Here is a 13515-nt window from a genome sequence, read left to right on the forward strand (position 1 = left end):
AACTAGATTGTATTCTTGTTGGCTGTTCCTAATTCCCTAGTCCTAATCAAACGTTTAACTGCACAACAGCTTATAAATCCAATGGAGGAATTCCACTTGGGAAATTACCTCGAATTAGATTAATGATTTTCTCAAATTGATACTGGTTGGCGAGTTCCGTCAGATGAGTACCGAATTGAGTGAGTTCTGAGGAAAGTTGAGCTACCAGTTCAACGATCGCAACATCATCCCCACATAAAGCAGCATCTTCCAACTCAACCACCCATACTTTTGGTAATGTCGCCAGAAGCATTGGATCGAGGGAATCTGACACGGAAGAGGCAACAGAACAGAAATAAGAAGGAAAACAATCTGTTCCCCGTTCCCCTTTTTCTGTTTCCTCTTCCTGATATACATACTCTAAGCCTAGGTATTCCGCCATCTTAAGAAATAGGGTCTGTTCCCGGAACGGCTTGCTGATGTAGTCGTTGCAGCCAGCAGCCAAGGCGAGGGCGCGATCGCTCTGGGAAGCCTGGGCCGTAAGTGCAATAATGATACTGTTCGGTCCGTCTTCCATTGCCCGAATTTGCTTCGTAGCCTCGTATCCATCTAACACGGGCATCCGAATGTCCATCCAGGTTAGGTCTGGTTGCCATTGTTGCCAAATCTGCACAGCTTGCTGTCCGTTGGTAGCTTCTTTTACCTCTAATCCTAATTGTGTCAGTAATCTGACCATTAGCAAGCGATTTTCTGCTTGATCATCAACCACCAAAATGCGATGATCCCCTTGACAGGGAGCCAGCCCAATCACGAGGCGATTATTCTCTTCGGGTGTAACATTAACTCCACTGATCGGGCTGACGGGAAGGGTAAAGGTGAAGGTACTCCCCTCTCCCAGAGTGCTGCTAACAGAAATTTTTCCGCCCATGAGTTCCAACAATTTGCGACTAATGGTGAGACCTAGCCCCGTACCGCCGATCGATTGCTTCCCAGCTTGGGCTTGCACAAACGCATCGAAGATAGTATCGAGTTCAACCGATGCAATCCCTACACCTGTGTCAGCGATTACAAACTGGAGAATCGGCCGAGTTGTGGTTAATGCCCCTGTACCGTTCGCCTCTATACTGACTTGCAAAGTAATGCTTCCCCGATCGGTAAATTTGATGGCATTACTCAGCAGATTGAGCAAAACCTGACGCAGTTTTTGAGCATCGACAAGCATAAATTGGGGAACTTCTGGCGCAATCTCGAAACAAAGGTCAAGTCCTTTAGAACTTGCTCGTTCCGCCAACATATTTCGGAGGGAATGCAGCAGCGCAATTAAGTCTAATCCGCTGTCTTCAACTGTGCAGTGTCCCGATTCAATTTTCGAGAGATCCAACACATCGTTAATCAAACTCAAGAGGTGATCTCCACTCCGTCGAATTGTTTGCAGATCTTGTTTTTGGTTGGGAGTTAGGGAGGAGTCATGGGCCATCACCTGAGCAAATCCTAGAATTACGTTGAGAGGAGTGCGTAATTCGTGGCTCATATTGGCTAGGAAGGTACTTTTTGCCAAGTTCGCTGCTTCTGCTGCTTCCATTGCGTGCTGCAGTGCCAGTTCTTTACGTTTGCGATCGCTGATGTCTTTGTGCGTTCCAATCATCCGTAAAGGCTTACCATGTTCATCGTAGGCAACGACTTTCCCGTAGTTAGCGATCCACTTCCACTCGCCTGACTGGCAACGCACACGATAGTCAAAGGCATATTTGAGAGAGCTATCTTGCAAGTTACGATTGAGAGCGTCAAAAACCCACAATGTATCATCAGGATGAATCATCTGTTCCCACACGTTCACATCCATCACCAACTCACCGGGCTTGTAGCCCAGCATCTCCTGGTAGTAGGAATTAATGTAAACTTCTCCAGTTTCAATTTTCCAATCCCATAGTCCATCTCCAGAGGCTTCTAGTGCCAGCATTAAGCGTTCCTCACTGCGTTGTAAAGCGGTTTCCACTTGATGTTGTCGTGTCACATCGATCGCCACACCACCTACTAGCATTTGCCCAGATAAGTCGGGGATGAGAAATTTGTAAACCAGAAACTCACCCAGGGTTCCATCTCGACGGGACGCAATCTCAATCGTTTCAATTAGCTCGTTGGTGTGAGCAACGGTTTGGATATTGTCTAGAAATTGTTGGGCGATGGCGGCGGGGTAAAGTTCAAAAAGGGACTTTCCAATCACATTGTCAGTGGGTAGATCGAAGGTATTGAGATAAGTCTGGCTGGCATAAAGCATTACACCATTTTCATCGGTAATCCAGGCAGAGGCAGGGCTGTGATTCATGAAGGCTTGGAAGCGAGTTTCACTCTCTCGGAGTGCCTGTTCTGCTTGTTGGCGTTCCGCTTCGTTGCGTTTGCGATCGCTAATATCTCGACAGATACAGAAGTTCATCATCTCATCTTGTAATTCCACCCGGTTCCAGCTAATTTCTACGTCATATACAGAACCATCCTGGCGGCGATGTCGCGTTTCAAACAGCGGAATAACCTCCTCTCTCTGGAGCATAAGTTGTAGTTCTTCCCTCGTCCATTCAGCATCCCAATCAAACAGATTCAGATTCAGGGTTTCTTCTAGGGTGTAGCCCAGCATTTGAGCAAAACTGGGACTAGCTTGGACAACTTTTCCGACGGAATCCATGACAACAACACCGTCCAGGGAAGTGTTGAAGAAGGTTTTACTCCGCAAGAGTTCCTGTTCTAGTGCAAGTTCGGCTTTTTTGCGATCGCTAATATCTTTCATGAAGCAGTAATGCCCCATAAATTGGTGCTGTTCGTCGTAAGTTGAAATCATCACTAATTGGTTATAAAAAACCGAACCGTCTTTACGAATCCCTCTGGTTTCAACTTCAACTCTGCCCTCTTGCACCATCAGACAATAGGCTGCAACCAGTTTTTTCAACTCATCGGGGTGTACGGTTTTTTCCCAGGACATCCCGATCATTTCTTCTGGCTGATAGCCTGTCATGTCAGCATAAGCTTTATTCACATATAAGTAGTGTCCTTGTACATCCAGTTTGGAAATGCCGGACACCGCATTTTGCATTACCTCACTCATTTCTCTACGCTCTGCTTCTGCGTGTTTGCGATCGGTGATGTCTTCTGAAAAACAAAGTAGGTACTGGGGCTGATGCTGTTCGTCGTAAATGGGAATCTTCACCGTATGCAGCCAACATTTTCCCAGACTATGACTGTCAATGATTTCTTCAGCAATATCCTCGGTCTTACCTTTTTCAAAAGCTTCTCTATCCTTTTGATCAAAAAAGATAGCCTGTTCTCTTGGGAAAAAATCATAGCCACTTTTGCCGATCGCGTTTTCGGCTGAGATGCCAAATAACCGTTCGCTGGTTTTATTCCAAAACTGGAATACGCCAAATCGTTTAGGCTCTGCGTCCTTAACAAAAATTGCGAGCGGTAGATGATCCAGCAGTGCTTGTAAGAAATTGCGAGTTTTCTGGATTTCCAGCTCTACTTTTTTGCGCTTGCTAATATCAATAAACGTAACTACAGCTTGTAGGATTTTACCGTTTTGATCGAACTCTGGGTAGGCATTAACTAATACCCAAGCACAACCATCAATTTCTTTTTTGATTCCTAAAACATAATTTTTGAGGGAACTTCCACTGGATAAAACCTGATTTACCGGATATTCCTCTAGGGGCATCACGCTGCCATCTTCCCGCACAAAATGCCAGGCCGGAGATATCGCAGTTTTTCCCAGCATTTGATCCATTGAAAGCCCTAGTAATTCACCAGCTCTTTCATTACATAATTGAATGCTGGTATCTGTCGCATGAATCACAAAACCTGCATTTAAGTTATCGATTAATTGGCGATACCTGGCTTCGCTGACCTGTAAAGCAACTTCAGCTTGCTTGCGCTCGGTAATGTCGGTGTGAGAGCCAGCCATCCGAATTACGTTACCTGCATCATCCCAAAATGCCTGACCGCGATCCAAAATCCATTTGTAGGAACCATCTTTGCAGCGAACGCGATGTTCTGTGATATAAAAAGGAGTTTTCTTGGCAAAATGGTCTTGAACGGCTTGCATCACCCATCCCAAATCATCGGGATGTACCAGATTAGCCCATTCGTCTACAATGTTTTGGATTTCATGGTCTTCATAGCCCAGCATTTCCTTCCAGCGACTAGACAAGAAGACCTCGTTGGTTTGAACATTCCAATCCCAAATGCCGTCATTATTCCCGCGTACAGACAGTTCCCAGCGTTCTTCACTTTCACGTAGTGCTGCTTCTGCTTGTTTGCGGTCAGCAATATTCCGGGCAATCTTTGAGGCTCCAATTATATTCCCTACTTGGTCTTTAATGGGAGAGACACTCATCGAGACATCGATTAATGTTCCATCTTTCCTCAGCCTCTTTGTATCGTAGTGTTCGATGCGTTCTCCTCGCTGGATTTTGGTGAGAATTTCGTTTTCCTCATCTCGATAGTCTGCGGGAATCAGTTTTCTCCCTGATTGCCCTACTATTTCTGCCGCTGTATAGCCAAAAATTGTTTCGGCTCCTACATTCCAACTTGTAACTACACCCTCTAAATCTTTACTAAGAATGGCATCTTCCGAAGATTCAACGATCGCAGCTAGTCGAGCGATCCCAATTTCGGCCCGTTGTCGTTGGTGAATTTCCCACTGCAACTGGCGATTTACTTTTTTGAATTTATCGACTTTGCCATAACTAACTTGTGCGAGATACACGACCAAAATTAGCAGCAACACTAAAATTAAGCCACCAATTAACACAATTGTTGGCAAATAAAAATCTTCCTTTTCTACTAAATATAATAAGTTTGGATAAATATCTACTCGCCACTCGGCACTATAGGCTCTTATTACAACTGTTTTATGCAGTGAATAATGAGATGAAAGCTCTTGACCGTAGATCAATTGTGTGCCATCATATATAGCCACCTTGTACCCAGGAAGCACTTTTAAAATACTGTCAAATAGAGTTTTAAACTTAAAAACTCCGACAATAAACCCATCAAACCGCTCCCCTACAAATACCGGAAAACTTGCTAGAAATCCTTGACCCCCTTGAATGAGGGAAACATTGCGAGTTAATATAGGTTGACGCAAATCACGAGCCACTTGCAAAGTGATTTTGCGACGCAGTTCCCGATTAAGATCTAGGTTTTGCGCTGCCTCATTCCCAGCCAGTGGCACAATCGATCGCACTTTAAATGATGGATCGACTAATGCGATCGCCTGATAACCGTAGAAATCCTTTACATAAGCCTCAGCATCGGCTTCCCAAAGAGCATTTGGTGTACCGCCATTGGCTTCCCAGCGATTCGCCATTTGTCGAAGTGTCAGCATCCGAATTGATAATTCTTCGGTCAGTTTTGACTGAATCGCATTGGCTTCCTGCTGAATTAACTGCTCAATGTGAATTTGTCCGTTGATGGTTAGCTGTTGCCACGTAAATAAAACACCAAGAGAGGCCACCACACCAAGCAAAAGAGGTAGCAATCGTTTAAGTGGTGTTTGGCATAAAGTTATAATTCCCTTGAGTCGAGGTATCATCATAAATCAAGCGATAAATGAATAGATGTGTATTCCCTTTCTTGGGCTAGAGTGGGGTAATTTAATGAGGCAATAAAAAAAGTTTCGAGCGTGAAAACCAGTTAGGCATAAGACAATATCTAAACTTTATACCTCCTCCAGTGAGCTATTAGATTTCACCGGCAAAGAATGTTGTTCATTAAGCCCTAGCCCTTTAACTAGATTTAGAGAGGGCGATGAGCAACATCTGTTCAGATTGTAAATAGGTGTTGTTTGCCAACATTGGCGACAAAACCAGTAGATTTGATGCTGGCGAACGTGACGGAGCATTTGATTCGAGCAGCAGGGGCAGTATGTCATAAAGACCTATTTTTTAACTAAGGGGTATTTCACTCTTGTTGCAAAGTGCTGTAAGCTCGCTTGAAGCAACGATAACAAGACTCTAGAGAAAAAAAATAAAGATTTGGTAAAGAATATAAAAGGGTTAAGGAAAAGATACAAGTTTAAACATTCCGTAACAAAATTAAAAGCGAAAAGAATTTTTATCCCACAATACGCACCTTGTAATGTCACATCTTTTGTGTGATAATTCTACACTATTCCGATGGAGCTTTTGAGACCCATTCCTACATAAAATCATTTTCCTGTTCCCTGTTCCTTGATTTGATATGAGAGTCTAAATCTTAGCCCTACGCCTTTGTATGAAGGTATCGCGGGCAGGCAGTCTGGTCTAGAAGATGCGGTATCAGGAGCAATCGATACCTTCGCTAGCGACGGAAGGCTCTTAGTAGGAGAAGCGCTGAAATAGGGTTTAACTCCAAGCCAATATTCAGTTATACCGGAGAAGCCTTTAACCTGCATTTCTTACGGCATAATCTTGCCAGCAAGCGACACTGAATGGAAAGAAACAGTCAATAATTATATTCGCAATCAAAGTTCGACGAACCTGTCGTAAAAAGTGATCGGGCGAAATTCTCCTTTCCTAACGATGAGTGTCGCCGATCAAGATAAATGTATTTGAACCCAACAAATCGGGCAAGATACTGGGCGCGCACCAGAAGAATAGGGGTCAGGTGTGGATATTGTCAGGGCAAGTCCGATCGCTGCAACCAGTGGCGTCAATAGGCTCTAAACTGGATTCAGGAAGGCGCGCAGCACAGGTTTAGGAGGGTCATCAGTGACAGAAAAAAGTTATCAATCGTCTTCTCTACCCACCTACGCGCGAAAAGAACTGCGGGAATTAGTTCGATCGCAGTTAAGGGCCCTGTTGGAAGAAGGAGACTTTAAAGGAGCAAAAGCGATTTTGCACCCGGTGCAGGAAGCAGACATAGCTGAAGCTATCGAAGGCCTGCCAGAAACCATGCAAGTAATAGCTTTCCGCTTGCTTTCCAAAGACGAAGCCATCGCAGTTTACGAGTATCTCGACTCCAGCGTTCAGCAGTCCCTCTGCGAAAAATTCAAACGCCAAGAAGTCATTGACATTGTAGACAAAATGTCCCCGGACGATCGAGCTAAACTCTTTGACGAACTGCCGGCAATATTAGTCCGTCGTCTGTTGGGTGAATTAAGCCCGACGGAACGAGAAGCCACGGCCCAACTTTTGGGCTACGAAGCCAGTACCGCCGGTCGGATCATGACCCCGGAATATATTTCTCTCAAAGAAAGCTTTACCGTCGCCCAAGCTTTAGACAGAATTCGCTCTTTGGCTAAAACTACCGAAACAATTTATTCTCTTTACGTCACCGACGCCGGACGCAGCTTGACCGGTATTTTATCCCTGCGGGATTTAGTCACTTCGCCCCTCGACAAAACTGTAGGCGAAATTATGACCCGCGACGTAGTTTCTGTTCAAACAGGAACGGATCAAGAAGAAGTAGCTAGGCTGATCCAGCGTTACGATTTTTTAGCTGTGCCCGTTGTAGACCGCGAACAGCGGCTGGTCGGGATCATTACAGTTGACGACGCGATCGATATTTTAGAACAAGAAGCAGCCAAAGATATTTATACCTTGGGCGGCGTCCAGTCCGGCGGCGACAATTATTTTCAGACCGATTTAATCACTGTTGCCCGGAAAAGGGTCGTGTGGCTGTTTGTTCTGCTTTTAACTAATACTGTCACCGGCGCAATTATTAGAGCTCAAGAAGATATTTTGAACCAAGTAGTCGCCTTAGCAGCTTTTATTCCCCTGCTGACTGGCACTGGAGGCAATGTCGGAGCTCAGTCCTCAACAGTTGTAATTCGCGGTTTGAACACTGATGAAATTACAGCAATGGGGCCGTTTCAAGTAATTGTTCGCGAGGGGATGGCGGGAGCGCTGCTAGGAGCTATATTGGGGACTGTAGCGACGGGCTGGGCTTATACTTTGCAAGGGAGTTTAGCAGTGGCACTCGCGGTGGGAGTGAGTTTGTTTGCGATCGCAATTTTAGCTTCTATTGCCGGTTCAGCTCTGCCGTTTCTATTTCGTTCTTTGGGTTTAGACCCCGCTTTAATGTCTGCTCCCTTTATTACCACCGCAGTTGATGTCCTTGGGGTCTTGATTTATTTCACTTTAGCTCGACTAATTTTGCAGCTTTAATATATTTAATTAGATGGCTGTGAATAAAAAACTTAATCTGTTTTTCACCACTGCTAAATTCGGGGTTTACGTGCGATTACATACCGGATATCTGCCGTCGCGCGTACTTTATTTTTATCCGCATACTTGCACCAGTTGAAAAAAAGAATGCAACTATAGGCACTCGATCCAAACTCCGAGCCTCATCAGTCATTCCCCCTCTAAAATCTAAAATCTAAAATCTAAAATGGTATTAGCCTATGTCATCATCCAATTCACCCACCAAAATCCAAAATCCCACGTCCAGCAATTTGTTAGAAACTGCTGAAGTGGTTTTTATTGCTGCCTCTGCTGTGGGATTGGCTGCTAGTTTGGTTTGGGGGCAGAGCGTTTATGCTCAAGTGCCTGTAGTGATTTCGTTGGTGTTGAATTTTGTGAATCGGCAGAAGCTGCACAAGCAAGTTAAAGCAAGTACGGCGGCCACGTTCGATCGCGTAAATCAACAAGCAGCTACTACCGATCGCGCGATCGAGCAATTGCAACTGGCTGTAAATGCTTTAGACGAAGCTCTTGCTCAAACATCTCGCGAAAATCTCAATGTTGCGCCTGGAGAAAACGTACACTCTCTAATTTCAGCCATTGAGAACCTGCGCCAGCGACTAATAATTTTAGAAAAAACTATTAAAATGATTCAAAGCGAGATAGAACTCACTAGCCGCCAATTCAAACAGCGACCAGAGTTGCAACAAGTCGAAACTTTGACCACAATAATTCTGGACTTGCAGCAGTTTATCAACGAACTGCCGCAGTGGGGAAATTTGCAGCAGCGGCAGCTAACAGAACTTCAGCAAAAAGTAGACAATGCTTTGGCTGAGCTTTCAGAAGAAATTGCTTCGATTCCCAACCGCGTGCAAGAAGCAGTGGGCGATCGCAATTCTCAACCAGAGAGTTCTGCCGAGCCAAATAAGGCCGCTCGACCTAAAACCTACGATGTTGAGAAAATTCGCCATAAGTATCCCAGAGCTTATGTCAAGTGGAGTCGGGAAGAAGATGAGAAGTTGAAGAATGAATATGCTAGCGGTCAACCAATTGGTGAATTAGCAAAGAAATTTCAGCGACAATCTGGGGCCATTCGTTCGCGCTTACAAAAATTAGGATTAATCGAATAATAATCATTGGTAATTTGTAATTTGTAACCGCAGACAACAGTCAACAGTCAACTGACAACTGACAAATAACAAAGCGATCGCCCTTTTTTTCAAAAGAGCGATCGCTTTGTTTCTGTATTCAGTACCGGCTGCCAACAGCGGGCCACTAACATTACATCTCAAGGCTTTTTAGCCTGGGTCTACCTGATTTTAGAAATCTTGGGGTAACAAAGAACTTAAACGCTCCAACAAAGGATCGGAATTCCGAGGAGGAGCAACTTCAGCATCAGACACTACATTATCATCCGCCACAGATTCAGACTCAATCGGGCCAGGCTCTACTACTTTTGAAACTGGGGCAAAAGAAACTTGAGCAAACTTACTGTTAACACTCCCCTGCAACTGATCCAACTGGGCGCCCAGTTGACTCAGGTGATGTTCCAGTCCCTCCAAACGGCTTAATTCCTCTGCCGAAACATTGTGCTCAAACTCAGCAAATTTTTCCACAAGTTCAGCAATACGCTGTTCCAACCGCTGAAAGCTCTGTGTAGAGCTAGCAGACTCAGATACAGACAAAAACTGCCACAAAGCTTGCTTGCAGAGATTGCTGAAAGTCTGATACTTCGTGAAAGCCAACTCTTTTTCAATAGCGGCCAGCAAAGTTTGATCCGCAGCATCTTCCGTAAACGCCACCGAGAAATTCGCCTTATTTTTTGCCCACAGTGCCATAGGGTTCAAGCCTTAATGCGTTACTTTATCGTGGCTAGCTGAGCCTCAGCATAAATAAACTGTCCCAAAGCATTAGCTTTCCGGGAAGGCTGAGCCAAGTGAGCCTTAAGATTGGCGTCTTTAAGCAAAGGTTGCAAAACCTCCCAGAAAAACTCGCCGCCACCGCCAGTCAGAACCACATCCGTCACACGTTCCGGCAGCCACTGCACCAAACGTTCGGACAGTTCGTTAGCGAAAGCCTCGCGCAAATCCTTAATAATCGGATCTAAATTAGTCGGCTTAGTCGCTCCTCTGGGACGGTAAAAACGCTGGCCTTCGGGTTTATTCACCGCTTCCAGTAAAGACAGAGATTGAGGGTCTGCTCCCGGAATCTTTGAGGCAACTTGTTCGTAGAACTTGTTCATTGCGAAGGAATCGCTCTTTGAAGCCGCCCGGGCGAACCGGAAACGATCGACCATTAACAAATCGGTAGTTTGGTGTCCGATATCCACAACGGCCACCGACAGTTCCGGCAACTCCGGCGTAAACTCCTTGTTATCTTGAGCCTCACACCAAATCAGGCTGCCGAACCCTTCCGGCATTACCCAAACGTGACTGATGTTAATATCCACACGCTCGCCCCGGTACACCACAACGTGGGGAGAACGCAGTTGGCTGATAATCTCTTCCTTTTCCTTCTCAAACTGATCCTGCGAATAAAACGGCAAACCCAGCACAACTGCTATTTCGCCCTTCATCTGGAAATATCCAGCACAGGAAAAGACCTTAACCAAAGCATCTACTACTTTCGACTGGTCAGCGCCACCGAGATTAGCGCCAAAATCAGCAGCCAATTGGCCGATCGCGTAACCCCTGCCCTGGTACTCCAGCCACATATCCAACAGAGGGTCTGTTGCTTTGGACTCAAAGCTGCCACCCCGAACCTTTTCCACGGGCATAGTAGCCACGTTGGCAGGGATGAAAACAACGCCACTCGGGTTGCGACTCACGCAAGCTTTAGTTGCCGTCCGACCCAAATCAGCACTAATAATCGATTTGTTAGAAGCGACTTTAGTCTGCTGGGTCAGCATAGCCGAATTAGGAACAAGCTGTCTAGTTGTCATTGAAATGTGTTACCTCACTGAGCCTCACCATTATCATGCCTTATCCCTTGACACTGCCACGCTTAAAGACAGTGGGTTTTGCGGCGATTCTTCTAACTCTACCTAGATCGGTATCGAAATCAGCACCAAATATTATATTCGGGACGATCGCCCTTACCGTAACTAACCTAACTTTTTCTGGAGCGATCGTCCTCGAAGCTCTGTTGCCTGAGAGTGCATTGTTAAGTTAAATTTAGTTAAGATTCTGAGTGTAAACTTTTGTCGCACTTCTCCGACACCGCGATCTTACCCGATCTGTCCCCAATTCAAGGCATCCGCATTTATGAAAATTTCTTGGCGAACTATACTACTTTGGACTTTACCCGCCTTAGTCATCGGCTTTTTCTTGTGGCAGGGAGCCTTTGCCCCATCCCCGGCAGAAATGAGCAAGAACACCGCCAGCACCCGCCTGAGCTACGGTAGATTCTTAGATTACTTAAACGCCGGTCGAGTGACCAGCGTTGACCTTTACGACGGAGGTCGGACGGCTATTGTCCTAGCAGTCGATCCCGAACTGGACAATCACGAGCAGCGGTGGCGGGTAGACTTGCCCTCAAATGCCCCGGAACTGGTTTCTAGGCTCAGAGACTCCAAAATCAGCTTCGACACTCACCCACTACGCAACGACGGTGCTGTCTGGGGACTTTTAGGCAATCTAGTATTTCCCCTCTTGTTAGTAGGAGGCCTGTTTTTCCTCTTCCGCCGCGGTGGCAACGTGCCAGGGGGCCCTGGCCAAGCCATGAACTTTGGCAAATCCAAAGCTCGCTTTCAAATGGAAGCTAAAACAGGCGTACTGTTCGACGACGTAGCAGGCGTTGAGGAAGCCAAAGAAGAACTACAAGAAGTGGTGACATTCCTCAAAAAACCCGAACGCTTCACCGCAGTCGGGGCGAAGATTCCCAAAGGCGTGCTGCTAGTGGGCCCTCCCGGAACTGGTAAAACCCTGCTAGCAAAAGCGATCGCAGGCGAAGCCGGCGTGCCTTTCTTCAGCATCTCCGGTTCGGAATTTGTGGAAATGTTCGTCGGTGTCGGCGCTTCCCGCGTTCGGGACTTGTTCAAGAAAGCTAAAGAAAATGCTCCTTGCATCATCTTTATCGATGAAATCGATGCAGTGGGCCGCCAGCGTGGCGCCGGTATCGGCGGCGGTAACGACGAACGGGAACAAACCCTGAACCAGTTGCTGACCGAAATGGACGGTTTTGAGGGCAATACTGGCATTATCATCATTGCTGCTACGAACCGCCCCGACGTGCTCGACTCAGCGTTGCTGCGTCCGGGACGTTTTGACCGCCAAGTTAGCGTAGATACGCCGGATATTAAAGGCCGCTTGGAAATTTTGGAAGTTCACGCGCGCAACAAGAAATTGTCTCCGGAGATTTCTTTGGACGCCATCGCCCGCCGCACTCCTGGTTTTACCGGCGCTGATTTGGCTAACTTGCTCAACGAAGCTGCGATTTTAACCGCCCGCCGCCGGAAAGAAGCGATTACGATGCTCGAAGTTGACGATGCAGTCGATCGCGTGGTAGCAGGTATGGAAGGCACTCCTTTGGTGGACAGCAAGAGCAAGCGCTTGATTGCTTACCACGAAATCGGCCACGCGATCGTCGGTACAATTATTCAAGCCCACGATCCCGTTCAAAAAGTTACCTTAGTTCCTCGCGGACAGGCCCGCGGCTTGACTTGGTTCATGCCCAGCGAAGACCAAGGTTTGATTTCAAGATCGCAAATTTTAGCCCGGATTAGCGGTGCTTTGGGTGGCCGCGCAGCCGAAGAAGTAGTTTTCGGAGATGCCGAAGTAACCACCGGTGCCGGCAACGACTTGCAGCAAGTCAGCGGTATGGCACGGCAAATGGTGACTCGCTACGGGATGTCTACCTTGGGCCCGATCGCCCTGGAAGCTCAGCAAAGCGAAATTTTCCTCGGCCGCGACTACACAGCGCGATCGGAATATTCCGAAGAAATAGCCTCTCGGATTGACGGACAAGTTCGATCGATTGTCGATCACTGCTACGACGACGCGCGCCGAATTATTCGCGAAAATCGCACTGTGATCGATCGCTTAGTCGATTTGTTGATCGAAAAAGAAACCATCGACGGCGAAGAGTTGCGCCTAATCGTCTCTGAATACACTTTTGTTCCTGAAAAAGAACAATACGTTCCTCAACTTTAAAAAGAAGAGTGAATATTGAGGGCGAATAGAATTCGCTGCTACACAAACAAAGTCCGCCTGCGCGGACTGAAGAAATTCAACCCGCGCAGGCGGGTTTTGTCTGTGTAGCAGCGGTTTCAACCGCCGAGTCAAAAGAAACTTCTTCCTCCTGCTATACATTGGTGACAAGTTAAGACTGTAAGTCTTTTGTCAAGAGGCTTTTAGAGAATTGTTGAAAAAAAACTGGTCAGACC

At 46.4% G+C, this 13515-nt stretch carries 6 protein-coding genes; 3 read left to right on the top strand and 3 right to left on the bottom strand.

The genetic code is table 11. The features are described 5' to 3' along the window. Positions 1 to 70: 70 nt before the first annotated feature. A complete protein-coding gene (locus Q5691_RS20225) occupies positions 71 to 5563 on the bottom strand; it encodes a PAS domain S-box protein (protein ID WP_333346620.1) in 5493 nt (1830 codons plus the stop codon). A gap of 1153 nt (positions 5564 to 6716) precedes the next feature. Here Q5691_RS20225 and mgtE point away from each other — a divergent pair. Together mgtE and Q5691_RS20235 are read left to right on the top strand one after the other, a co-directional pair. After that, on the top strand, positions 6717 to 8114 hold the full coding sequence (gene mgtE / locus Q5691_RS20230; protein ID WP_333311579.1) for a magnesium transporter: 1398 nt from the start codon (positions 6717 to 6719) through the stop codon (positions 8112 to 8114). A 239-nt stretch (positions 8115 to 8353) separates the two neighbouring features. Further along, the gene (locus Q5691_RS20235; RefSeq protein ID WP_333346624.1) at positions 8354 to 9262 is read left to right on the top strand and encodes a hypothetical protein; all 909 of its coding nucleotides are present in this window, start codon (positions 8354 to 8356) and stop codon (positions 9260 to 9262) included. 189 nt (positions 9263 to 9451) lie between these two features. Here Q5691_RS20235 and Q5691_RS20240 read toward each other — a convergent pair whose 3' ends face one another. Together Q5691_RS20240 and Q5691_RS20245 are read right to left on the bottom strand one after the other, a co-directional pair. After that, the gene (locus Q5691_RS20240) at positions 9452 to 9970 is read right to left on the bottom strand and encodes a hypothetical protein (RefSeq protein WP_333346627.1); all 519 of its coding nucleotides are present in this window, start codon (positions 9968 to 9970) and stop codon (positions 9452 to 9454) included. Between the two features lie 20 nt (positions 9971 to 9990). Next, on the bottom strand, positions 9991 to 11073 hold the full coding sequence (locus Q5691_RS20245; protein ID WP_333292449.1) for a ParM/StbA family protein: 1083 nt from the start codon (positions 11071 to 11073) through the stop codon (positions 9991 to 9993). Positions 11074 to 11395: 322 nt separating this feature from the next. Here Q5691_RS20245 and ftsH2 point away from each other — a divergent pair, with 322 nt between their 5' ends. Then, a complete protein-coding gene (ftsH2, locus tag Q5691_RS20250; RefSeq protein WP_333082514.1) occupies positions 11396 to 13282 on the top strand; it encodes an ATP-dependent zinc metalloprotease FtsH2 in 1887 nt (628 codons plus the stop codon). The last annotated feature ends 233 nt before the right edge of the window (positions 13283 to 13515 follow it).

The organism is Microcoleus sp. w1-18aA5 (genome assembly GCF_036701705.1).
Taxonomy (GTDB): domain Bacteria; phylum Cyanobacteriota; class Cyanobacteriia; order Cyanobacteriales; family Microcoleaceae; genus Microcoleus.

What these genes read in the sequence shown, in the direction of transcription:
- Q5691_RS20240 (WP_333346627.1), bottom strand. Translation starts at nt 9,970, where the DNA reads ATGGCACTGTGGGCAAAAAATAAGGCGAATTTCTCGGTGGCGTTTACG.
- Q5691_RS20225 (WP_333346620.1), bottom strand. Translation starts at nt 5,563, where the DNA reads ATGATGATACCTCGACTCAAGGGAATTATAACTTTATGCCAAACACCA.
- ftsH2 (WP_333082514.1), top strand. Translation starts at nt 11,396, where the DNA reads ATGAAAATTTCTTGGCGAACTATACTACTTTGGACTTTACCCGCCTTA.
- Q5691_RS20235 (WP_333346624.1), top strand. Translation starts at nt 8,354, where the DNA reads ATGTCATCATCCAATTCACCCACCAAAATCCAAAATCCCACGTCCAGC.
- Q5691_RS20245 (WP_333292449.1), bottom strand. Translation starts at nt 11,073, where the DNA reads ATGACAACTAGACAGCTTGTTCCTAATTCGGCTATGCTGACCCAGCAG.